We start from the raw sequence: 22,712 nt of genomic DNA, 5'->3' as shown, positions 1-22,712 counted from the left end.
ATGACAGCTCATATCCCTCAAAAAAGCCTCGCTTCAGTACTATTTTTAACAGTGTTTTTAACGGCTTGTGGTGGCGGCGGCGGTGGAGACTCCGATAGCAGCTCTGTACCTAATGATCCACCGAGTGAAACACAAGAAGATATCGTATCAGAACCAATTACTTCAGTACCTATTACAGCGTCGCCCGATGAAGAGGAAGAGTCAGCCGGAGATGTACCAGACAATACAAATAAGGAACCCGTAGACAACAACGCACGAGCAGCATTAAGTGCTAATAATCAATTTAGTCTGGCCAGAACCAGCTGTGGTCTAAGTGGTCTCTCTGGTGATACAAAACTGGACGATATTGCGATTCAGCATGCAAACTATATCAAATATGTATTTGCTAATAGCACACCAACCACCTTCAATGCCCATGTCGAAAATGAAATCAGTGATATTGCTAGCGTCACAGGCGACAACAATCCATTCTTTGGTGGCCTAGACTTCTCAGATAGATTGTTAAATGCAAACTACAGTAATGCACAATATGGTGCGACAGAAAATATCGCTCAATCTGTCTATTACAGCTCAGCAGGTAATTTCTTGAGTGTAGATATGGTGGCAACCTCAATGGCAAAGTCATTGCTAGCCGCACCGTATCATCTGCGTTCTTTGATGCTGCCAACGTCGAGTCTGATCGGCACAGGGATGGTTACTTACAAACCTAATGCCAAAAATCCAACCCTTAATCAAGGCTATGTCTTAGTAAGCCATGCCTCAGCGACAAGAGCGACAAGAAATAGGTCCGTATCAGGTGTCTTTACTTATCCATGCGAAGGGGTGACTGGTACAGTAACTGCGCTATATAATGAGTCGCCAAACCCTGTTAGAGGAACTGGTCGCAATTTGCGTACTGATCCTATCGGACAGCCTGTTTATGTGAGTATGCCATCAGCAGATAAAATCAAAGTCAGTAACATCAAGTTCCGTGATACTCAGCGTAATACTGATGTACCGATTCAGTTGATTGATTTTGACAATGATCCGTACAGCAATACCAACTACGAGCTACCAGAGAACGAAGCTTTTATATTACCGTTGACCGATGCACTCAAAAGCTGTGAAGTTAAGCGTCGTGCGGACCAGAGTCAACAATGTGGTCTTTATGGTAATACAAAGTATCAAGTGAGCTTTGATATATTGGTTGACAACCAAGCTTCTGAAACCCAATCATTTACGTTTACCACAGGTCAAGTAAATTATTAGTAGGTAAACTAAAACACCAGTTCGGCTATTGAGACGATAGGGTAGAATAAGGGCTGAAACAGATAACTGGTTCAGCCCTTATTTTGTAAAACACCTTTGACTATCATTGAGCGTGTTATACAACTAATCATTAGCAGTTTTGACTTTAGAACGAGGAGTCTGGCTGTTGCAAAAAGGCTTTTTCATCATTGGTTGAGTCGCGTCCTAACGCCTCGTTACGATGCGGATAGCGCCCAAATTGATCAATAATTTCTTTGTGGCGATACTCAAAGTCCAATGTGGTTGGATCATTCAACTGCTGAAATAGCGGCAGATAACGGTCATGAACCAGTGCTGATTCAGAATGCATAAATGGAATGATGATGAATCTGCGCCACTGCATCGGCAGCGTATCAAAGTAGGGCTGCTGAACCGCTTCTTGTGCCAGTACTATTGCCATACCGTCTTGAGCAAAAGCGTTCGCTTGACCGCGGTATAGGTTGCGTGAAAACTGATCCAACACGATAATCTCTGCTAATCGTCCTGCCAGCGCCGTAACCGAGCTATTACCATCCAGTGAAGACTCCGCGATACGCCAAGTGACGCATTCACCTTGCACAGCTGCCTGCCAAGTACTACTGAACTTATCCGCTATTTGTTTATCAAAATGATCGTTTTGTTCAAACCAACAGGCTTCATTGTCTTCATTAAACCAAAAATCCAACACTGCACGTGCCTCAGGATCGAGATGAGTCAAATCTATGTCTTTTGGGTCTAGTTGAGAAGAATGAGATCGGCTGGCAGAGGTGGAATAATCGGTTGAGAGTGCCATAAGATATTCTAATTATGATGAATTTAGTCTACTATAGCGCAAATATTTATATCTGTCTGTCAAGATACCAACAGCAGAGTGTCTATTAGGTAATCTATTATGAATGCAAAAAATCTAGAAAATTCTACCAACACAACACTACCACCAACCCCATATTATGTGCTCGATGAAGCGGCCATCGTCGCCAATATGAAAATCATCGCGCGTCTGTGTGAGTTGTCTGGAGCCAAGGCATTACTAGCGTTGAAATGTTTTGCTACATGGGGCGTGTTCGATGTGATGCAGCCTTATCTGCATGGTACGACCTCATCGTCGCTCAATGAAGTCAGGTTGGGATATGAAACCTTTGGTAATAATACCGAGGCGGGTAGCCAAGATAAAAAAGAAACACATGCCTATAGCGTTGCCTATAGTGCAGATGAACTGCCAGAAGTATTGAGATACGCTGACAAGATTATCTTTAACTCAATCTCTCAGCTCAATGCTTTTAAAGACCAAGCAGCGGCGCAAAGTATTCCAGTCGGTTTACGACTAAATCCTAAGACCAGCAACTCATCGTTTTTGATTGCTGACCCTGCGCGTCCATTTAGCCGCCTTGGTGAGCATGACAAAGTCAAAATTGCAGCAGTGCTTAGTGATATCACTGGTGTTATGATTCATAACAATTGCGAAAACGACAGCTTTGACGCTTTTAGTGAGAGTTTGGCTGATATTGAAAACAGATTCGGTGATGTATTAGCACAGCTTGAGTGGGTGAGCTTGGGCGGTGGCATTCACTTTATCGCGCCTGATTATCCACTAGAAAAGCTCGCTGACAGATTAAAAGCATTTAGCGAGACGTATGGCGTGCAAGTCTATCTTGAGCCGGGTGAAGCAAGTATCCATGGTGCGGGTACGTTGGTCACTACTGTCCTAGATACGATGCATAATCAAAAAAACTTAGCCGTCGTTGATGCCTCTATCGAAGCACATATGCTTGATTTACTGATTTACCGTGAGTCAGCACCGATTGCTGCGATCAATAATGCTACTGCTGACATCGCACCTATTGGTAATCCAGCGGAAGCTGCACCGTCTGAAGCTAATGCAGAGTCAGCAGACCATACGATTATCTATGGTCGTTCTTGCTTGGCAGGCGATATCTTTGGTGAGTATGCATTACCAAGTAACTTACAGATAGGGGATGAGATTGCCTTTGGCAATGCCGCAGGCTATACGATGGTGAAGAAAAACTGGTTCAATGGGGTCAACATGCCTGCAATTGTGATTCGTCGTTTGGACGGTCGTATCGATATCCAGCGTGAGTTTGATTACCAAGACTACAAAGCCAGCCTGTCTTAGGAGTTAGTTTTTTAAACAATGCTATTGTCGGTTTGTGATATTTTTAAGTATTAAAAAACAAAGACTTAGTTTGCATTAGTGAGTATTTTAGTATCTCTGCTTTTTATGCATATTTTTTACCGATAAGGGAATAAAAATTGTTATAATCGCCTCGGGCAAATACTGGAGTGGTATTTGCCCGACGGGTGCGTGGGTTTTCCTCGGTCTTCCTTTTTAATTCACGCATATCATTCACTCGTTTCTGTTTTGCATAGCCGCGATCAACGGTATCGACAGGGACACAAAGGAGGATTGTTCATTGAACACAAACCAACAAGCCACATCTAACAAAAAAGACGTACTCATCATCGGAGCAGGCGGTGTCGCTCAAGTGGTCGCGCATAAATGTGCGATGCACAATGATGTACTCGGCGAGATCCATATCGCCTCACGTACCAAAGACAAATGCGATGCCATCGCGCAGAGCGTAAAAGAAAAAGACAGCTTTAAACAAGCTGCAGTCTTGCATACGCATCAGGTCGATGCGATGGACAGCCAAGCACTTGTGCAGCTGATACAAGACACAAAAATACAAATACTCATCAATGTTGGCTCGGCATTTATCAATATGACCGTTCTAGAAGCTTGTATCGAAACAGGCACGGCATATATAGATACGGCGATTCATGAAGATCCACGTAAGATTTGTGAGACACCGCCGTGGTACAATAACTACGAGTGGCAACGCAAACAGCGCTGTGCAGACAACAATATCACTGCTATTTTAGGTGCAGGGTTTGATCCTGGTATGGTCAACGCTTATGCGCGTCTTGGCTACGACATGATGGATGCAGGTTCAGTGACTGATATTGATATCATCGATATCAATGCGGGTAGCCATGGCAAATACTTTGCGACTAACTTTGATCCAGAGATCAACTTCCGTGAGTTCACAGGTACCGTTTACTCTTGGCAAGACAGCAAATGGCAGTCTAACAAGATGTTTGAAGTTAAACGTACGGATGATTTGCCAGTTGTAGGCGTGCAGAACAGTTATCTGAGTGGTCATGATGAAGTGCATTCATTGTCAGCTAATTTAGATGTACCAAACATCCGTTTCTGGATGGGTTTTGGTGAGCACTATATCAACGTATTCACCGTGCTACAGAGCCTAGGACTACTGTCTGAGCAGCCAGTAATGACGGCTGAAGGTCAAGAAGTAGTACCGTTAAAAGTTGTAAAAGCCGTACTACCAGATCCAAGCTCGCTGGCGCCAAACTATACAGGTAACACTTGTATTGGTGACAAGGTTAAAGGCAAAATCAATGGCGTTGAGACTGAAGTGTTCATTTATAACGTCTCAGATCATAAAGATGCTTACAACGAAGTGGGTAGCCAAGGTATCTCATATACCGCAGGCGTACCCCCTGTTGCGGCAGCCATGCTAGTTGCAACTGGCGAATGGGATGCAGGCAAGATGGTCAACGTCGAAGAGTTAGATGCCAAGCCATTTATTAATCTACTCAACAAGATTGGTCTACCAACGCGTATCAAAGATAGCGAAGGTGATAGAGCGCTAGAGTTTGATATCTAATTAGCAAATGTTATTTAGAAAAGCCTGTCTTCTATAGATAGGCTTTTTTGTGTCTGGTTATACGAATAAAGAGGGCTAGCGGTGACATTGCGTTCTTGCTACTATCTGTTGTGGTTAGATATATATTAAGTAAGTTTTGATTTGCACGCTTACAAGCGAGTTAATAAATTCACAACTATATATACTTTCTCGGCGCTTTGGGAGCAACCTAAGGCTAATATTTAAGGGAAAAAATGGAAGTTTATAGAGGAGTATCAGAAGAAAGTGATGCTAGATATCTTCTTTCTTATATAAATGACGTGCTGATTCCAGCATCTGAAGAATTCTTTGCGTTATTGAGTCAAAACCAAGTCTTACTTCACCACGCTTTTTCTTTTAATACGATATTATCTCATGCGATAGACTACATGGTTTTTATTGCCAAAAAAGTTACTAAATCATCAGACCATTCAAGTGTCATCCAAAGAAAGGATTTCATATCTAAATTTGATGAAAAATATCATGTAGACGGATGTTCTCATATAAATAATAAGTTCAAATTGTTAGATGCTGTTAACAACTCGTTCAAGCATGTTGAATTAGAACAAAAAAGGTATGCTGATTTAATAAAAATGTATGGTGATTTGAATTTCCATAACTTATCTGCTCATGATGGAAAGGTATTTTTTAAGTCTCAACTATATAGCTTTGATTATTGCCGAGTAGTTATGAGACCTATTGCGAAAATTTTCGATTGTAATATAAAAACGCATAACGACGTAGATGATTTTATTAATGGTAGAATACATGGTAGTTTTGGTTATGGTAATTTTCTCTATGAATATGAACCATACGATGCTGTTGATAGAATGATTGATTTCTTTGACTCTGAATGTATTGATTGTGGTGAAATAGATGATAGATGTGATTGTGTTAGCTATATTTATGATCAAAAATCAGGTGAACGCTCACCCAATATAGATCCCAATTTTGATTTTAATGATGTAATGTCTAATATTAGTGGAACGCGTGAGTGGAGAAAGAAATAGGTTCAAAGAGTAGGGTACATTTATGCACTAGATAAACGTTATAGTAAGCATAACTTATATACCATTAAATTGAACTATAAATTATACTCAGAGTACATCATAAAACAGTAACCCAAGTTAGTCTTGACTAGGATTATATTCTCTCAACGCCGCAATACGGTCATCTAGCGTTGGATGTGAGCGGAATAGATTGGCAATACTAAAGCCTTGCGTTTGTCCTGATGAGATCGCAAACGCTTTCATACTCTCAGGCATTTGATCTGCTCGCTGTGCAGAAGGACGCAGTGCATCAAGCGCACTAATCATTTTTTCGCGGCTAGCAAGCTTTGCGCCCATTTGATCTGCACGGAATTCACGTAAGCGTGAGAACCACATCACGATGGCAGACGCCAAAAATCCAAGCAAAATATCCATCACAATACTGGTGATAAAGTAACCGATACCGGGGCGATCACTGGTGTTTTTAAAAACAGTACGATCCACGAAGCTACCGATAATGCGCGCAAAGAACATCACAAACGCATTGACCACGCCTTGAATGAGCGCAAGGGTTACCATATCGCCATTAGCCACATGGCCAATCTCATGCGCCAATACGGCCTCGACTTCATCTTTATTCATATTTTGTAGTAGACCAGACGACACTGCTACTAGTGCTTTATTCTTATTCCAGCCAGTTGCAAACGCGTTTGGCTGCGAATTATTAAAAATACCAACCTCAGGCATACCGATATTTACGGCTTGCGCTTGTTTTGCTACTGTATCGACTAGCCACTGTTCAGTAGCGGTGCGTGGCGATTCTATGACTACTGTACCCGTAGATTTTTTAGCCATCCACTTTGATATAAAGAGTGACACCATCGAGCCAACCATACCGTAGATACCGCACATAACAGCAAGACTGACATAGTTTAGCCCACCTGCCGTGTATACACCGCCAATCCCAAAAAACCTGGACAGTATCCCAAACACAATGCTAAAAACTACGATCACGGCCAAGTTGGTTAACAAGAACAATCCAATGCGCATCATGAGGCTGACTTCCTATATGTATTATCTGTATGACCTCGGTAGATAGTTATCTAAAAGGTTTGTTTGCTACGATAGAGTTTACTGTGGTTTTATCTGTCATACTATTTCAATATTGTCAAAGTGCTAAAATAATTATGTTGTCCCAACTATAGCGAGGTTTTTCGAGACAGTTAGCGAGCTAGGTATATTAGCTCGTTACCAATACTGGTTAGCTACAGTACAACGTCACCGAAAGTGTTGCCTATCGATCTAAGTATTAAGTTTTGGTCAACTATTTCTTATTTTGATTTATCCGAAGATAATGATGACCAAGATTAATCTCTAAAAAATAATAAAAATGAGAACATCCTATGCAACTAAAAATAAATATTATTGACGCCTTTACTAATACTTTGTTCAAAGGTAATTCCGCTGCGGTTATTGTGATAGATGAATGGTTAGATGATACTTTGATGCAGTCTATTGCGTCCGAAAATAATTTGTCTGAGACCGCTTTTATCGTTACTGATGATAACGGTGTCTATCATATTCGTTGGTTTTCACCACTGACTGAAATTGACTTCTGTGGTCATGCGACCTTAGCTTCTGCTTACGTGCTGTTTAAGAAAAATCCGAACGTAAAGGTTATTCAATTTTCAGCCAAAGCAGTTGGTATACTTACCATTGTCCAAACAGAATCAGGCAAGATACAAATGGATTTTCCCAATACAATGCCTGAAAAAATTGATGAGATTCCTGATAGCTTATTGGCAGGGCTTTCTATTGTGCCTACTGAAGTCTATCGCAATACTCAAGCGTATTTTGTTATCTATGACTCTGAATCCGACGTATTGAATGTTGTGCGTGATAATGACAAATTGAAGCAGCTAGCACCTTATGATGTGGTGGTAACTTGTGAGGCAACCTCACAAAAGTATCATGATTATGATTTTGTCTCTAGATACTTTTGGCCAGCAAATGGCGGTGACGAAGACCCAGTGACTGGTTCGGCTCATACTGGGCTTGCACCTTTGTGGGCAGAGCGTTTGGGCAAAAGCGAATTGATTGCCTATCAAGCATCTAGCCGAGGCGGCGCGCTTGACTGTACTGTGGTAGGGGATAGAGTACTCATTTCTGGCAATGCCGTACCTTATCTTACTGGATTTATCACCGTTGAGGAGTAGGTAGCTTTGACAGAACTAAAAACCGTTGGGCTGTTTGCGCTGACCGCATTGGCTGAGATTGCAGGGTGTTATTTGCCTTATCTGTGGCTGCGAGAAGGTAAGTCAATCTGGCTGCTAATACCTGGCGCGCTGAGTTTAGTCGCATTTGTTTGGCTGCTGTCATTACATCCGACCGCTGCAGGTAGGGTTTATGCAGCCTATGGCGGTGTATATATTTTTATGGCAATACTATGGTTATGGGCTGTCGATGGTATTCGTCCGACTTCATGGGACATAATAGGTGCTGTGGTCGCGCTACTTGGCATGGCGATTATTATGTTTGCGCCGCGTAATGCCTAACGAAAACGAGTGACCAATTCAAAAAAATACCAATCAAACCATTAGGTCAGATCGGCATATTGATACGAGAAATATTAATGTTTGCCTAAAATACTACCATTGTCGTCTTTCTTCGCTTGTTTCGCCGCTTTCTTTTCTTTTGCTGTCAGAAGCGGCTTCTTTTTGACATTCTTTTTACTGTCTTGACCTTTACTCATGGTAATTCCTTTGTAGATAACGCATACAACCCGCTAAGCTAATTGAGCTGACTTAAGGTAAGTATGGTGACGACTAACATAGTCGCTTACTAAATCGAGTATAGGCTTAAGTATTAGTAATAGATAGCACTCGCACAATTCGCCTACGATTTATTCCTTTTACTTTCTTTAGCAAAATCATTGTGTTAGCTAAATCATATTACAGCTAATTTGTTCAATCAATCATGGTATTTATAAGTGCTTACTTACGGATACATAGCGATTTGCTATAATGGCTAAAAGCCGATGCATAAACGCGGCAAACTCTTATTTATTAACATTTAGCACCATTGTGCTCACTGTTTTGGTCACCCTATTATGCGTATACGTAAACTGTTTAAATTTGAAAATGCTCATATCGTTCGCAACTGTAGCTCTGAGCGTTGCAAGCACTCAATTCATGGTCACAGCTATCAGATTGAGCTGATTTTAGAGGCTAATCGTTTAGATCACGGGCAAATGGTTTATGACTTTGGGCTGCTAAAATCTTCGATCAAAGACATTATCGACAGCTTTGACCATGCGATTTGTTTTTGGAACAAAGACGATCCTGAGTATGTTGCAGCGTGTAAAAAATTCAGCGCGCGCTGGATAAGTCTGCCAGTATCTCCATCGGCAGAACAGTTCTCACGTGTGATATTTTTCTGGGCGCAAGAAATACTGCGCCAGACGCAAATGCAAAATGGCGAAGCAGATGTTAGTGTTTATTCAGTGATTGCTCATGAGACGGCGACAGGGTACGCGCAGTGTTTCGCTGACGATGTGACAAACGAGCAAATGGGTAAGCTGGTCTTAGAGGACTTTGAATTTAGTGAGCAAGTTCGTACTGAATGGACTGACTCTGATCTGTATGCCAAGCTGATTCGCGGTGAAAGCTTTACTAATCCAACGGTGACGATGCAAGTACAGGCAGGTTCAGACTAATGCATAACGACCAATCAATCAAAAATAGTTGCACTGTGCGAACGCTGATACTGAACTCTGAGCAAGATACCCAGTCATTGGCTAAGCAATTAGCAGCATTGCCACTAGCGGGTGGTGTATGGCTGGCAGGGGACTTGGGCGCTGGCAAAACCACCTTAACTCGCTATTGGTTACAGGCGCTTGGTCATACCGGTGCGGTAAAAAGTCCCACCTACACGTTGGTTGAGCCTTATAGTGTTGAGCAAAATAACGGTACAACCAAGCCTGTGTATCATGCAGACCTATATCGTCTTCAAGACCCAGAAGAGCTTTCTTTTATTGGGTTTGATGAATATCTAGATGAGCCTGAAGCGCTCGTTATTATCGAATGGGCAAGCCGTGCTGATGGCTATCTACCATTGCCAGCTTTATATATCGATATGACTCAAGACGAAAGCGATGATACCGATAATGATGCCCGCCAAGTGATACTGCGATTATCGAACACAGGACAAGCACAAGGTATAGACTTAACAAACTTGAAAATCTAAGCAATGCTTGCCAATACGCTCGAAACTTTCCAACACATGACAGTCAATAATGCCAGATAGCTACTCCTATACCCGTATCAAAAAACTATCACCGCTGCTCATTAACCAACTAGCAGCAGGTGAGGTCGTGACGCGTCCAGCCGCAGTAGTCAAAGAGCTGCTTGAGAATGCCATTGATGCAGGTGCCACCAATATTGACGTGCGCATCACACAAGGTGGTATGGGTACGATAGAAGTGGTAGATAATGGTACAGGTATATATCCTGACGATATGGTCATGGCTATCACGCGTCATGCTACCAGCAAAGTCGCTGATGTTGCCAACTTGCACGGTATCACGACGCTGGGTTTCCGCGGCGAAGCGTTAGCAGCGATGGCTGCTGTCTCTCGTTTAAGTTTGACGAGCAGCCATGATGATAGTGGCATTGGTCGTCAATTACAGGTCGCTGGTGTGCTGGATGATACGCCAAAACTGATGCCAATCGTGCATAATCGTGGTACAACCATTGTAGTAAAAGATCTATACTTTAATGTGCCTGCACGCCGTGGTAACCTGAAATCTATTGCGACTGAGTTTGGTCATATCGAGACGATTGTTCGCGAAGTTGCACTAGCACGAGCTGATGTTGCCTTAACACTATGTCATGATAATAAAAAACGGCTATCGCTCTCTGCAAGCACCCACAGTAGTAGTGACAATAAACGTTTGCCACTATCGCGTCTAGAGCAAGCCACTGGTATGGCGCTGACGGATGATGCACTCAACATATCGATAGATTTATCGAGCCTTATACAACAGCCCATAGCGTACGATAATATGGTGACAAGCCAAGTCTCGATTAGCGGTTGGCTGTGGCCGATGCATCATGAGCAAACGGCCTTACCGAAGCTGATCTATGTGAATGGGAGATTGGTAAAAGAGGCCTTGATTAGTAACCAGATGCGTCAACTGGCTCAGAGTGCCCAGCTGGCAGGTGTGGGTTACGCGCTTTATTTTGAATTACCAACCCAGTGGTTAAATATCAATGTTCATCCATCGAAACAGCGTATCAAAATAAGCCCACTTAACAACATCATGGCGCATTTGAGCCATACGATCCGCACTCAGTTGAAAACGATTGAGACGGTCAAGACCACATCTACGCCGATGGTTGATACTGCTGAAGAGGTTTGCTCAGAGCTACCAGATGGTAATGCTTTGATGGGTGGCTCACTTACAGGTCGCTCGTCTGAAATGTTCACATCGAGTACGCAGCCTACAGATACTCACAGACGTCGCCCGCAAGTACAGTCTGTTAGGCAGTCCTATCAGTCAGATCCAACAAGATCAAACCCAATAGAAACATCCTCTCAAAAATCAACACATTCTCACATTAGTGATTCAACAGATCAAAATAATAGTGACGCTCCACATTATTCTGCTGAAATGAAACTGCGCGCATTTTCATTACCAGTTTGCTTAGATATCGTGACTGGTTTGGGTAACGTGGTAACCGCTACGTCTATTAACTCGAACATAGATGACAATACATTGCCTTGGTTGCTATTTTACAACCAAGGTCAATGTCTATTAGTAAGTGTCAAAGACTGGCAGTCCAAGGTGAATCAATTATTTGAATCGCAATTATTCGATAGCAAAGCATTTAATCAAAATCAAATGCCAAACAGTGCTAGCGATATCAATCAACAACTCAGTGAGATCAACTCTCAAATGTCTGCACAGGACTCTATAATATTTGAGACCGATCTCACTGAGATACTAAAAAATAGTTCGCTCAAAGTCATAGACAGCAGCCGTCTAGTAGCGTTGATGTTATCTTCAAAATCATAGCTGTTAAACTGAGCTTCACTTTTGCCACCCTCACTTGACTAAAGGCAACGCCATGCATTCCTCGTCTGATAACGTATCTCAAAACTTGCCGGATAACAGTGTAGTGTGTCTAATGGCACCAACCGCTAGCGGCAAAACAGCATTGGCATATGAGCTATACGATACGGGGCGTTATGAGCTGATTTCGGTAGACTCAGCACTCATATATCGTGACATGAACATTGGTACGGCCAAGCCAACAGCGGCTGAGCTGGCACGCTATCCTCATCATTTAGTTGACATCATTGACCCTACACAAAGCTACAGCGTTGCTGAATTCGTTACTGATGTGGCATGCCTTATTGATGAGTGTCATGAGCGCAAAAAGATACCGCTGTTGGTAGGTGGTACAATGATGTATTACATGGCATTACTCGATGGGTTATCTCCAGTGCCTGATAGTGATGATAGTGTACGTGCGCGCGTCGAACAATGGCGCCAGCAAGAGGGGATTTCGGCACTGTATGACTATCTGGGTAACATCGACCCGATAAGTTATGAGCGTTTGAACGCTACTGACACCCAGCGTATTACCCGCGCGATTGAAGTCTATTTGCAGACACATAAGCCGATAAGTGAGTGGCAGCGTCAACCAAAACAAGCGCTGGCACATAATCCAGCTCAGCAGTGGTATGCGTTATCGGTTATGCCTGACCGTCCATGGCTGCACGCACGTATTGAACAACGTCTAGATATTATGTGGAATGATGGGCTAGTAACTGAGGTTATTGGCTTACTTGAGAAATATTCGTTGACACCTAACATGCCGTCGATGCGCTGCGTCGGCTATCGACAAGTATTAGAGTATTTGGTTCGCATTGATCATGAGATATTTGATAAACCGCACTTAGATAAAGCTCAGTTTTATGACGCTTTTGAAGTGAATGATAGTCTAACCAGAGAAAACAAATCGCAATATGGCATGATGCAATCAACTGCTCAGTCAATGCCAACAAGTCACGAGGCTGAGGCACTTGCTTGTCAGGAAATGCAAAATAAGGCATTATATGCTACGAGGCAGCTGGCCAAGCGTCAGTACACATGGTTACGAAAAGTCATGCAGTTGCCTAGCGCTTCGTTAGATAACGTGGTAGATTTTGACCCCACTACCGAACCTGTTGGTAGTAATATGGTATTACAAACATTTGCCACAATGGCGCAAGCGAGAGATTATCTATACAAATAACTATATATAAACTTTTTGAACATTAATTTGTTGTGTAGGCGTCATCATATATACAAGTTGCCGCTATAACGAATACCGCGTATGTATAAGAAAGTAATCACAATTAGTTTCAAAAACTCGCATAGATAGCTGTTATACTTTAAATTGGCTGAAAATGAAGCAAGAGACGATGTTTCTATGCCGAATTTCTACGCCACAAACCAGTAATAATTGACTTTTGTAGATAAAAATAATTAATGAAACAAGTAGTTACTTACTTATTTACAATAACAATGTATTCGCGATAAAGTGGAATCACTTAAGAGCAACCAATATTGATTTAGATACGTTTTACAAAGAAAAAATACCATTGTATCTACCTTTTAGCCATTATAATTAAATTGACACTTAGAATAATTGGCATCCAAAACATAACTATATAATATTTAGGAGAGATTTCATGTCAAAAGGACAAACTTTACAAGATCCATTCTTGAACTCACTGCGCAAAGATCGCATTCCTGTCTCTATTTTTTTGGTCAATGGCATTAAGCTGCAAGGTCAAATTGAATCATTCGATCAGTATGTTGTACTTCTAAAAAACACTGTCAGCCAAATGGTATACAAACACGCGATCTCAACAGTTGTACCTGCACGCAATCCACGTAGCAGTACGACGACAGGCTCTACTACACAACCTCAAAGCGCGGCACCAGCTGGCTATCAAGGCGGTGGGTTTGAACGTGGTAGCAATTCTGCTGGTGGGTTTGACGAACGCGGTTTTGCCTCTAACCGTAGTGGGTTCAACCGCGGTGGTTTTAGCCAAGGTCAAGAACGTGGATTTGAACGTGGTAGCTTTGGTCAAGGTCAGGAACGCGGTTTTGAGCGCGGCGGCTTTGGTCAGGATCGCGGCTTTGATGCATCAACAGACAATACAGGCTTTGAAAACAAGCCAGATGATGGATCAAATGACAGCAACAGCTAAATAGTTATATGATCTTAGTGTGCTGCATAAAATACACTATCAAGCTATGATGTATCCATTGAAGACCTGCTACGATAGTGGGTTTTTTTTATATAAACAGGTTCATGGCTGTTAGGAAGTCTATTAGACTGTGACAGTATTATAAATCTTGTAGACCATTATTAATATGAAACAGAGTATAGTAAAATACTATATTGATTCACTATAAAAATAGAGCAGATTCATGAGTGATACTAAAAATAATTTGACCCATGAGCAATTCATTACTACTGCTATCGAAGCGATCAATACCGAGATATCCGCATTGGCGTTACTGACAGAGCAGATCGATGATAGGTTTGCGCAAGCATGCGATATTATTTTGGCTTGTCAGGGTCGCGTTGTAGTCACTGGCATGGGTAAGTCAGGATTGATTGGACGTAAAATAGCAGCGACTTTTGCATCGACTGGTACGCCTTCTTTTTTCATGCATCCTGGTGAAGCTGGACATGGCGATTTGGGTATGCTCGTAAAAGGTGATGTGCTGCTTGCTATTTCAAACTCTGGTGAGTCTGATGAGATCAAAATGCTTTTGCCAGTGGTCAAACACCTTAATATACCCCTAATCAGCATCAGTCGTGATAAGCGCGGTATGCTACCACGCGCCGCTGATATTGTGCTGACGCTGGGTCAGTCACAAGAAGCTTGCCCACTTAATCTTGCACCTACGTCGAGCACGACCGCTACCTTAGCACTTGGCGATGCTCTAGCGGTGGCTTTGGTACATGCGCGAAATTTCACGTCTGAGGACTTTGCACTATCTCATCCAGCTGGTGCCTTGGGTCGTCAGTTATTAACGCGTGTCGCAGACTTGATGCATACCAAATCAGAAGACCTACCGCTAATCGATCAGCAAGCACCATTACAGCAAGCGCTATTTACAATGTCTGCTGGACGCTTAGGCATGACAGTAGTGACTGATGATAGTGATAAAGTTGTTGGCGTATTCACTGATGGTGATTTACGCCGCGGCTTAGAAAAAGGCATTGATCTACAAACACCTATGCATAAAGTGATGGTGAGCAATCCACGCCGTGCTAACAAGAGCATGCGTGCATCGGATGCTTTGAGCGTCATGAATGAAAACGGTATCAGTCAATTACTGATTATCGATGATGAAGACCATCTAGAAGCAATTATTACCGTACATGATTTATTACAAGCTGGTGTTAAATAATATTATCGATCGTTGATGATGCGATAAGATAAAATACTCAGTAACACAGCCGTCAGGATGAGAAAAACAATGCAAGACTTAATAAAAAAAGCTGGACAAGTAAAGCTATTGGTTATGGATGTCGATGGGATTTTATCCAACGGTCAAATCATCTATGATGCTAATGGTATCGAGACCAAAGCATTTTCGGTGCATGATGGCGTAGGTGTTAAGTCTCTCGCGCGTTATGGTATTTTGACCGCTATTATTACTGGTCGTAGTAGTGCGATGGTAAATAAACGAGCTGCAGAGATGGGTGTTAACCATGTGGTACAAGGACGTGATGACAAGCTCATTGCGTTGAACGAGTTGCTATCGTCTCTAGATCCTGAACTTAACATTACTGCTGACGACTGTGCTTATATGGGTGATGATTTACCAGATATCAAAGCGATGCAGACGGTGGGATTTGCTGCAACAGTGCCAAACGCGCATGCAGAAGTTATCAAGCGTAGCGATATGGTAACCACTAGAGCGGGTGGTACTGGCGCAGTACGTGAGATATGTGACCTTATCTTAAAAGGACATGGACATTATCAAGACTTTGTCGCGAGCTATACGCTTGATGAAGCTCAAACTCAGGATAAACAGTCGTGAATACACGTGTTTTAATTGTACTAGCATTAATCATTGCAGGCATTGCTGGTTGGTTTTTTCAGCAGCAGGGCGATGTAACGCCGCCAGTCAATATTGAAACGACAGATGTCGATTATGAAGCCACTGACATCAAAGCAGTCCAAACGAATGATGAAGGCGAAACTGAGTATGAGCTTACTGCTGAGTCTTTAACTCATAATCCTGAAACCGATCAAGATGAGATGTCAGGTATCACGATGAATTGGGAGCCATCAACAGAACAGCGTTATCGTATTCAAGCGGGCACTGCTGCTATCAGTCAACAGACAGGGGAGTTGAGCCTGTCAGGTGGTTTTACATTGGTGAGCGAAGGGAATAAAGACGCATCCGATATCGAGCCGATAAAAGTGACAGGGACTACGCTAAAAGGCAATACAAAGTCAGGTCAAGTCTACAGTGAAGAACCCGTCCAAATCGAACAAGGCATGAACCGCTTTGAAGCGTCTAGTATGACAGCCAATCTTGAAACAGGTGAGTATGAATTTGGTCAAGTCGCGGTCGCTTTTATGCCAGCTGATCGTCAAGATAAAGCATTGTTTTAACCCATAACCTTTTTATCCATTATGTGAAAATAGCAGCTAGCATGACGTTTGCAATTTCTATCACGAATTATGAAATGAGCCATTATATGAAATCTAAATTTTTGCCTGCTTTACGTGCATCATCACGCTGCTTACACAACTTACGTACCGTGCCAGTAGTTATGCTATTAGCGCTACCGTTATATAGTCATGCATTGCCATCAGATGCCAATCAACAAATAAAATTGCTAGCGGATAAGGCTACTTATAGCGAGCGTACTGGTGTCACCAGTTATTCAGGTAATGTCATCATTACTCAGGGTACATTTAAGATGACTGCTGATAACATCACTGTCAATCTCTCTCAGCAACGTAGTATCAACTCAGCGGTAGCAACAGGTCGTCCAGCCACTATGCAGCAAGTGGTCACGCAAGAAAAAGGACTGGCTAAAGGTCAAGCCAATAAGATTGATTACAATGCAGTATCCGGCATCATCACGCTAACGGGAAATGCTAAGCTGGTACAGAATGGGGCAAGTTTTGCTGGTAATGTAATTCGTTATAGCTTAAAAGCTGGTGATGTGGAAGCAACTGCTGGTGGTAATCAACGAGTAGAGCTCGTGTTCCCGCCTAACAACAATACTAGCCAAAGCGGTGTACGCTAGTCTACGCCAATATAGTCGTAAGATTAAAATATAAGCAGCTAAACAAGGCTTTGGCTTTGGCAGTGCTTGAATTTTGTGAAAGTAAGAGTGAGCTATGAGCGATAATAAAAATACAAACCCTTCAGCATTAAATACCAGTACGGCACCTGTCGCTCGATTGACGATGCAAAACTTAGGCAAACGTTATGGTAAGCGCTGGGTCGTTAAAGACGTCTCGTTTTCTGTTGAGCAGGGCCAAGTTGTCGGGCTATTAGGTCCCAATGGGGCAGGTAAAACCACCAGTTTTTATATGGTAGTCGGATTGGTCAATATGGATAAGGGCCGCGTCACTCTAGGGAAAATGGACTTATCCAAATATGCTATGCATGAGCGTGCTCGTGCTGGCATTGGATATTTGCCTCAAGAAGCATCGATATTTCGCAAGCTCTCTATCGAAGACAACATATTAGCCATCCTGCAAACTCGTACAGCGTTAAGTAAAGCTGAGCAGCAGCAGGAGCTTGAAAAACTGATTGGTGAGTTCCATTTAGAACATGTACGTACATCGCTGGGGATGAGCGTATCAGGCGGTGAGCGTCGCCGCTGTGAGATTGCTCGTGCACTGGCAGCTGATCCTAAGTTTATCTTATTGGATGAGCCGTTTGCAGGTGTAGACCCTATTTCTGTCGGTGATATCAAAGACGTTATCTTAACACTGAAAAACCGTGGTATCGGTGTTTTGATCACTGACCATAATGTTCGTGATACATTGGCCATCTGTGAAAAAGCTTATATCGTTTCGGAGGGTGCGATCATCGCTGAAGGAACATCATCTGAGGTATTGGATAATGATTTGGTAAAATCTGTCTACTTAGGTAAAGACTTCCAAGTATAGTCTAAAAACCTAATATTTTTTCTCATACTTATATTTATACAGACTGTTGGCTTTAGTATTGTGAATTGACCCACAAGGCCAGCAGCGAACACCTCTCCTATAGCTATAATAGCAACCATAATACTTATACGTTGAACATTACCTCACCTATAAAACACAGCCGATAACGTCAATGGCTGCGTATTTTATCTCTTTAACGCTTATAAAAACATCTCGTTACTTCATTGATTATTCTCGATTAACCACCTGAATAAGGCTTATTATTTATGGCAAAAAATAAAAGTAGTTATGTCTGTCAGGAGTGCGGTGCGCATTTTGGCAAATGGGCAGGGCAGTGTACAGATTGCGGCGAATGGAATAGTTTGGTTGAAGCCCCAAATGTCAGCATGCCGCATCATAATAAGAGTAGTGCTAAGTCTACGCCGAGTCGAGCCACACCTCGTAATACGGGTGCAGCAGCTGGTAACTACTCAGGTACTCATAGCGCAGTCATGCCGCTTAATGCAGTAAGCGTCACGTTAGATACGCGCTTGCCAACAGGTATCAGTGAGTTTGATCGAGTGCTTGGCGGCGGGTTAGTAGCTGGTTCTGTTGTGCTGATCGGTGGCGATCCTGGTATTGGTAAGTCAACTATATTGTTGCAAACAGCAACCAATATGGCGCGTGCTGAATCACTAGCAGGGAGTGCACTATACGTCACAGGTGAGGAGTCACTTGCACAGGTGGCTATGCGCGCTAAGCGCCTAGACCTACCTGCTGATAGGCTTCGCGTATTGGCAGAGACCAACGTGGAAACCATTTGTGCCGCTTTGACTCAAGAGCAGCCAGCCATCGCTATCATTGACTCTATTCAGACTATCTATACCGATGCCATCAACTCAGCACCAGGCGGTGTTAGCCAGATTAGAGAGTCTGCTGCTATCTTGACACGCTACGCAAAACAAACAGGCACCGCGCTATTTTTAGTCGGTCACGTAACTAAAGAAGGTACGTTAGCAGGTCCACGTGTGCTTGAGCATATGGTTGATACGGTACTGTACTTTGAAGGTCAGTCTGACTCACGCTTTCGAATGATTCGAGCGGTCAAAAACCGCTTTGGCGCTGTAAATGAGCTAGGGATTTTTGGTATGACTGATATGGGGTTAAAAGAAGTTGCCAATCCATCAGCTATATTTTTAAGCCGTTATGATAAGCCTGTTGCCGGATCTGTGGTCATGGTTAGCCGTGAAGGTACAAGGCCTTTACTAGTAGAAGTACAGGCATTGGTTGATGACTCTCAAGGCTCACCTAGACGGATGGCATTAGGATTAGACTTTCAGCGTTTGTCGATGCTATTAGCGGTTATGCATCGTCATGGCGGGATTCATACTAGTGGACAAGATGTCTATGTCAATGTTGTGGGCGGTGTCAAAGTTATAGAGACAGGGTCTGACTTAGCGGTGCTATTAGCATGCGCCTCAAGTATTAAAGAAAAACCGTTACCCTCGTCATTAGCAGTGTTTGGTGAAGTGGGTCTCTCTGGTGAAATCCGCCCAGTACCTAATGGTCAGGAACGTTTGAAAGAAGCGATGAAACATGGATTCAAGCATGCGATTATTCCAAAAGCCAATGCGCCTGCTAAAGGTGCGCCGCAGTTCAAAGGAATCAATGTGATTGCGGTTGAGCGTCTTGACGATGCTATCGAAAGCGCGTTTGAATTATAGCCAATATTAAGAAGAATAATTGGCTTTATACACGATGATAACCCATCACAAAAAAGCGCCCAGCTCATGATGAACTAGGCGCTTTTATCTGTCTAATTTGTATAGGGCTGATTCAGCTAGGTAGCTAGATCATTGGCTCGAAACTAAGGTCCTGAAACGCGCTCAATCGCGACATTGCCCACACCTTTACTCGTAATACCGAGTTTTTTGGCAGCACCGTAAGATAAGTCTAATACACGGTTGCCATGGAATGGACCACGATCATTAACTTTTACGACAACGCTTTTGCCATTGGTTTTGTTAGTAACCTTGACATAACAGTTCAATGGCAGTGAGCGATGCGCTGCTGTTAGCGCATTCATATCGAAGGTTTCACCACTGGCTGTTTTGCGACCATGAAACTTACGACCATACCAAGAAGCTAGGCCTGTTTGCTTGAACTTGCTCACTGAATTAGAAGCGACTGCTGTCAGACGTTCTAATACGTCTTCGTCATTGGTAACTTGGGTCGTATCGCTAGCCAATAGAGAGCTGCTAAGCGCTAATGAGGTAGGCTGACGTGCTGATTTGACCAGACTTGATGCACCATCATGTTGACGGCTAAGCTCACCAAGTACACGATCGATATGGGAGGCGTTATCTTGCGTAATCATTGCAAGGGAGGTTTTAGCTTCTACAGCATTTACATTTGTAGCAACTGCAGATCCAGCGAATAAAACTGCTGACATAGTAAGTAAACCAGATAAACGCTTATTCATAAATACCTCTATAGCTTATACATTAAAACCTAGCTCTAAATTTTTTAGATCGAAAATGATGATGTCAAATCATGCTGACCGTAACTCATTTTCTGAAGTCTTCGTATTAATGTGTCAGCTCACTGACGATTAATGATAAGACCCTTATAGGTTTTTATGTATGGTAATTTTCATTTTATGATCATAAGTAACGGTAAAAATTATCGATGTTACCTAGGTCATGCTCAAATGATAGTTAGTGATATTTATTAAATACTTATGTCTAGCTCTAAAAGTAAATATCACTATACGTCGTATCTACAAAATGTCTGATATACCAACTTTCTAAAAGCGCTAAATTAATGAAGGGTTTAAATATGATTACGTGATGCTTTGTTGTTAAACCGTTAATTAAGTAGTGTATTTGAAAGCCTCAAATCGACAAGATGACAACTATACGGCCGAGCTACAACTAAAATATAATTAAATGCAAAGTTTGTTAGTAGCTATGTACTGGTTATGTATCGAAGTACAGTAAATGAGGTTAACGCAATTTTTTATAAAAAACAAGGAATAAAATATTTTAGCCTTGGTTTATAATCAAATAATGTTGGAAAAATACCTGCTTGCTAACCTATCTCATAAGTAATTAAATAACAACAGCTTATATAGCATACGGAGTCGAATATAGAGTATTCTGAGCACAAATTATGTCCTATTTATTAAAAGTAACAAAATATTAACGACCGTGAAGCTATCAATATACTAGGACTTTTTGTAGTAGAGTACAGAGATGGAATGTACAGAATATAAATGGTTATATGGTATGCCTGTATGGATATTTCAAGGGTTGAGTGCTGGTTTATACCATATAAGATATTGATTTATAAAGTATTAAATTGATAGCTACCACTGGTTAGCCAGACTTGTGCGTATGAATGGACATGAGCAAACCAAATCCTGCCATCAAAGTCACAATAGCAGTACCACCATAACTAATAAAAGGTAGAGGGACACCAACGACAGGTAAAATACCGCCAACCATACCGACATTGACGAATATGTATACGAAAAAAGACATGGCGATAGCACCTGCTAATAGCCTGCTGTAGACGTCAGGGTGAGTTAGCGCAATATAAAGGGCGCGTGTTAGTAGGCAAGAGTAAATAAACATGAGTAGCATGACGCCCATCAGACCGAACTCTTCAGAGAAGGCAGCGATAATAAAGTCAGTATGTCCCTCTGGTAAAAAATGCAAATGTGACTGTGTGCCTTCTAAGTAGCCTTTTCCCGTAAGACCACCTGAACCAATAGCGGTCTTTGACTGAATGATATTCCATCCGGCGCCTTGTACGTCAGCCTCAGGATTGAGTAGGGTCAATACTCGCGTACGCTGATAATCATGCAATAAAAAATTCCATGCAAACGCAATAAAGGGTATCGCCAAAACAACCGCAGCAGAAATAAGGCGCCAAGACAGCCCCGCTAAGAACAGCACAAAGATACCGCTTGCTGCTACCAATAGTGATGTTCCAAGGTCCGGTTCTTTTGCGATCAATAGTACAGGAACGATAATGAGCGCCAAGGTAATGGCAATACTGGATGCTGAGGGTGGCAGATCACGTTTTGATAAAAACCAAGCACACATCATAGGCATACCAAGTTTCATGAATTCTGAGGGTTGCACACTGCCAAATCCAGGTATTCTGATCCATCGCTGGGCACCCATACGCACCTCACCGATGACATCTACTAGCACCAATAGTATAAGTCCTAGTACATAAAATACAGGCGTGAAGGTACGATAGAGACTGGGCGGTATCTGAGCCATAATAAACATGACTATGAAAGCCACACCGTAACTCACCATCTGGCGTATGACCATACCCACATCCTGACTGGCCGCGCTATACAAAATCGTCAAGCCAATACAACAAACCGTTAGCAATAACAAGGTCAGCCACGGATCGATATGAATACGCTGCCACAGCGTCGGTGCATGACCCTGACCTAGGTGATGGCTTTGACGTGAAAAACGGTATTGAGGATTAGAAGACATAGGCAGAGTTTGACTAG

General features: G+C 42.5%; 22 protein-coding genes. 17 read left to right on the top strand and 5 right to left on the bottom strand.

All coding sequences use genetic code 11. The features are described from left to right. Positions 1 to 1,248 carry a CAP domain-containing protein gene (locus AC5JPT_RS03870; protein WP_493857169.1) on the top strand — a complete coding sequence of 416 codons (1,248 nt, stop codon included), beginning with the start codon at positions 1 to 3 and terminating at the stop codon, positions 1,246 to 1,248. Positions 1,249 to 1,393: 145 nt separating this feature from the next. On the opposite strand, the gene AC5JPT_RS03865 is transcribed toward AC5JPT_RS03870, so the two are convergent. Continuing rightward, entirely contained in the window at positions 1,394 to 2,059 is a 666-nt protein-coding gene (locus AC5JPT_RS03865) for a DUF924 family protein (protein WP_493857168.1), read from the bottom strand. A gap of 99 nt (positions 2,060 to 2,158) precedes the next feature. Here AC5JPT_RS03865 and AC5JPT_RS03860 point away from each other — a divergent pair, with 99 nt between their 5' ends. From AC5JPT_RS03860 to AC5JPT_RS03850, 3 genes are all read left to right on the top strand, one after another. Beyond that, the gene (locus AC5JPT_RS03860; protein WP_493857167.1) at positions 2,159 to 3,400 is read left to right on the top strand and encodes a carboxynorspermidine decarboxylase; all 1,242 of its coding nucleotides are present in this window, start codon (positions 2,159 to 2,161) and stop codon (positions 3,398 to 3,400) included. A 298-nt stretch (positions 3,401 to 3,698) separates the two neighbouring features. Next, positions 3,699 to 4,973: a saccharopine dehydrogenase family protein gene (locus AC5JPT_RS03855; RefSeq protein WP_493857166.1), complete on the top strand. Its 1,275-nt coding sequence runs from the start codon at positions 3,699 to 3,701 to the stop codon at positions 4,971 to 4,973. A 233-nt stretch (positions 4,974 to 5,206) separates the two neighbouring features. Further along, complete coding sequence (locus AC5JPT_RS03850) at positions 5,207 to 6,001, top strand: hypothetical protein (protein ID WP_493857165.1); 795 nt, start codon at positions 5,207 to 5,209, stop codon at positions 5,999 to 6,001. 117 nt (positions 6,002 to 6,118) lie between these two features. On the opposite strand, the gene htpX is transcribed toward AC5JPT_RS03850, so the two are convergent. After that, positions 6,119 to 7,033 carry a protease HtpX gene (htpX, locus tag AC5JPT_RS03845; protein WP_493857164.1) on the bottom strand — a complete coding sequence of 305 codons (915 nt, stop codon included), beginning with the start codon at positions 7,031 to 7,033 and terminating at the stop codon, positions 6,119 to 6,121. A 350-nt stretch (positions 7,034 to 7,383) separates the two neighbouring features. Between htpX and AC5JPT_RS03840 the strand changes: the two genes are divergently transcribed. Then, complete coding sequence (locus tag AC5JPT_RS03840; RefSeq protein WP_493857163.1) at positions 7,384 to 8,196, top strand: PhzF family phenazine biosynthesis protein; 813 nt, start codon at positions 7,384 to 7,386, stop codon at positions 8,194 to 8,196. A gap of 6 nt (positions 8,197 to 8,202) precedes the next feature. Continuing rightward, positions 8,203 to 8,535, top strand: a complete 333-nt coding sequence (locus AC5JPT_RS03835; RefSeq protein ID WP_493857162.1) for a YnfA family protein — start codon at positions 8,203 to 8,205, stop codon at positions 8,533 to 8,535. Positions 8,536 to 8,609: 74 nt separating this feature from the next. Here the strand turns inward: AC5JPT_RS03835 and AC5JPT_RS03830 are convergent, their stop codons facing one another. After that, positions 8,610 to 8,732 carry a hypothetical protein gene (locus AC5JPT_RS03830; RefSeq protein ID WP_021815223.1) on the bottom strand — a complete coding sequence of 41 codons (123 nt, stop codon included), beginning with the start codon at positions 8,730 to 8,732 and terminating at the stop codon, positions 8,610 to 8,612. Between the two features lie 357 nt (positions 8,733 to 9,089). Between AC5JPT_RS03830 and AC5JPT_RS03825 the strand changes: the two genes are divergently transcribed. The 11 genes from AC5JPT_RS03825 (at position 9,090) to radA (ending at position 19,899) form a co-directional block, all read left to right on the top strand. Beyond that, on the top strand, positions 9,090 to 9,695 hold the full coding sequence (locus AC5JPT_RS03825) for a 6-pyruvoyl trahydropterin synthase family protein (RefSeq protein WP_319051554.1): 606 nt from the start codon (positions 9,090 to 9,092) through the stop codon (positions 9,693 to 9,695). Further along, the gene (gene tsaE, locus AC5JPT_RS03820) at positions 9,695 to 10,225 is read left to right on the top strand and encodes a tRNA (adenosine(37)-N6)-threonylcarbamoyltransferase complex ATPase subunit type 1 TsaE (protein WP_493857161.1); all 531 of its coding nucleotides are present in this window, start codon (positions 9,695 to 9,697) and stop codon (positions 10,223 to 10,225) included. The genes AC5JPT_RS03825 and tsaE overlap by 1 nt, the downstream gene beginning before the upstream one ends. Before the next feature lie 49 nt (positions 10,226 to 10,274). After that, on the top strand, positions 10,275 to 12,056 hold the full coding sequence (gene mutL / locus AC5JPT_RS03815) for a DNA mismatch repair endonuclease MutL (RefSeq protein ID WP_493857160.1): 1,782 nt from the start codon (positions 10,275 to 10,277) through the stop codon (positions 12,054 to 12,056). A gap of 52 nt (positions 12,057 to 12,108) precedes the next feature. Continuing rightward, the gene (gene miaA, locus AC5JPT_RS03810; protein ID WP_493857159.1) at positions 12,109 to 13,281 is read left to right on the top strand and encodes a tRNA (adenosine(37)-N6)-dimethylallyltransferase MiaA; all 1,173 of its coding nucleotides are present in this window, start codon (positions 12,109 to 12,111) and stop codon (positions 13,279 to 13,281) included. A 439-nt stretch (positions 13,282 to 13,720) separates the two neighbouring features. Beyond that, on the top strand, positions 13,721 to 14,245 hold the full coding sequence (gene hfq, locus AC5JPT_RS03805) for an RNA chaperone Hfq (RefSeq protein WP_443527165.1): 525 nt from the start codon (positions 13,721 to 13,723) through the stop codon (positions 14,243 to 14,245). A 223-nt stretch (positions 14,246 to 14,468) separates the two neighbouring features. Then, positions 14,469 to 15,461, top strand: coding sequence for a KpsF/GutQ family sugar-phosphate isomerase (locus tag AC5JPT_RS03800; protein ID WP_493843045.1), 993 nt, complete (start codon positions 14,469 to 14,471; stop codon positions 15,459 to 15,461). 69 nt (positions 15,462 to 15,530) lie between these two features. Further along, positions 15,531 to 16,097 (top strand): KdsC family phosphatase, encoded by a 567-nt coding sequence (locus tag AC5JPT_RS03795; RefSeq protein WP_493857158.1) that lies wholly within the window; start codon positions 15,531 to 15,533, stop codon positions 16,095 to 16,097. Next, on the top strand, positions 16,094 to 16,678 hold the full coding sequence (gene lptC / locus AC5JPT_RS03790; protein WP_443527163.1) for an LPS export ABC transporter periplasmic protein LptC: 585 nt from the start codon (positions 16,094 to 16,096) through the stop codon (positions 16,676 to 16,678). Before AC5JPT_RS03795 ends, lptC begins: the two co-directional genes overlap by 4 nt. A 161-nt stretch (positions 16,679 to 16,839) precedes the next feature. Further along, entirely contained in the window at positions 16,840 to 17,322 is a 483-nt protein-coding gene (gene lptA / locus AC5JPT_RS03785; protein ID WP_319051574.1) for a lipopolysaccharide transport periplasmic protein LptA, read from the top strand. Between the two features lie 94 nt (positions 17,323 to 17,416). After that, positions 17,417 to 18,196: an LPS export ABC transporter ATP-binding protein gene (gene lptB, locus AC5JPT_RS03780; RefSeq protein WP_493857157.1), complete on the top strand. Its 780-nt coding sequence runs from the start codon at positions 17,417 to 17,419 to the stop codon at positions 18,194 to 18,196. 266 nt (positions 18,197 to 18,462) lie between these two features. Next, positions 18,463 to 19,899 (top strand): DNA repair protein RadA, encoded by a 1,437-nt coding sequence (radA, locus tag AC5JPT_RS03775; RefSeq protein ID WP_443527161.1) that lies wholly within the window; start codon positions 18,463 to 18,465, stop codon positions 19,897 to 19,899. Between the two features lie 143 nt (positions 19,900 to 20,042). Here radA and AC5JPT_RS03770 read toward each other — a convergent pair whose 3' ends face one another. Both AC5JPT_RS03770 and rodA read right to left on the bottom strand, forming a co-directional pair. Beyond that, entirely contained in the window at positions 20,043 to 20,657 is a 615-nt protein-coding gene (locus tag AC5JPT_RS03770) for a septal ring lytic transglycosylase RlpA family protein (RefSeq protein WP_319051564.1), read from the bottom strand. 895 nt (positions 20,658 to 21,552) lie between these two features. Beyond that, a complete protein-coding gene (gene rodA / locus AC5JPT_RS03765; RefSeq protein WP_493843048.1) occupies positions 21,553 to 22,695 on the bottom strand; it encodes a rod shape-determining protein RodA in 1,143 nt (380 codons plus the stop codon). Positions 22,696 to 22,712 lie beyond the last annotated feature (17 nt).

Source organism: Psychrobacter sp. H26 (assembly GCF_059073035.1).
This window is presented reverse-complemented; position numbering and strand designations above follow the sequence as displayed.

Excerpts from the sequence above, each read along its gene's own strand:
- AC5JPT_RS03830 (WP_021815223.1), bottom strand. The coding sequence starts at position 8,732 with ATGAGTAAAGGTCAAGACAGTAAAAAGAATGTCAAAAAGAAGCCGCTT.
- lptA (WP_319051574.1), top strand. The coding sequence starts at position 16,840 with ATGCTATTAGCGCTACCGTTATATAGTCATGCATTGCCATCAGATGCC.
- AC5JPT_RS03795 (WP_493857158.1), top strand. The coding sequence starts at position 15,531 with ATGCAAGACTTAATAAAAAAAGCTGGACAAGTAAAGCTATTGGTTATG.
- AC5JPT_RS03800 (WP_493843045.1), top strand. The coding sequence starts at position 14,469 with ATGAGTGATACTAAAAATAATTTGACCCATGAGCAATTCATTACTACT.
- AC5JPT_RS03770 (WP_319051564.1), bottom strand. The coding sequence starts at position 20,657 with ATGAATAAGCGTTTATCTGGTTTACTTACTATGTCAGCAGTTTTATTC.
- hfq (WP_443527165.1), top strand. The coding sequence starts at position 13,721 with ATGTCAAAAGGACAAACTTTACAAGATCCATTCTTGAACTCACTGCGC.
- AC5JPT_RS03865 (WP_493857168.1), bottom strand. The coding sequence starts at position 2,059 with ATGGCACTCTCAACCGATTATTCCACCTCTGCCAGCCGATCTCATTCT.
- AC5JPT_RS03825 (WP_319051554.1), top strand. The coding sequence starts at position 9,090 with ATGCGTATACGTAAACTGTTTAAATTTGAAAATGCTCATATCGTTCGC.
- AC5JPT_RS03840 (WP_493857163.1), top strand. The coding sequence starts at position 7,384 with ATGCAACTAAAAATAAATATTATTGACGCCTTTACTAATACTTTGTTC.
- htpX (WP_493857164.1), bottom strand. The coding sequence starts at position 7,033 with ATGATGCGCATTGGATTGTTCTTGTTAACCAACTTGGCCGTGATCGTA.
- lptB (WP_493857157.1), top strand. The coding sequence starts at position 17,417 with ATGAGCGATAATAAAAATACAAACCCTTCAGCATTAAATACCAGTACG.
- mutL (WP_493857160.1), top strand. The coding sequence starts at position 10,275 with ATGCCAGATAGCTACTCCTATACCCGTATCAAAAAACTATCACCGCTG.
- AC5JPT_RS03870 (WP_493857169.1), top strand. The coding sequence starts at position 1 with ATGACAGCTCATATCCCTCAAAAAAGCCTCGCTTCAGTACTATTTTTA.
- AC5JPT_RS03850 (WP_493857165.1), top strand. The coding sequence starts at position 5,207 with ATGGAAGTTTATAGAGGAGTATCAGAAGAAAGTGATGCTAGATATCTT.
- tsaE (WP_493857161.1), top strand. The coding sequence starts at position 9,695 with ATGCATAACGACCAATCAATCAAAAATAGTTGCACTGTGCGAACGCTG.
- radA (WP_443527161.1), top strand. The coding sequence starts at position 18,463 with ATGGCAAAAAATAAAAGTAGTTATGTCTGTCAGGAGTGCGGTGCGCAT.
- AC5JPT_RS03860 (WP_493857167.1), top strand. The coding sequence starts at position 2,159 with ATGAATGCAAAAAATCTAGAAAATTCTACCAACACAACACTACCACCA.
- miaA (WP_493857159.1), top strand. The coding sequence starts at position 12,109 with ATGCATTCCTCGTCTGATAACGTATCTCAAAACTTGCCGGATAACAGT.
- rodA (WP_493843048.1), bottom strand. The coding sequence starts at position 22,695 with ATGTCTTCTAATCCTCAATACCGTTTTTCACGTCAAAGCCATCACCTA.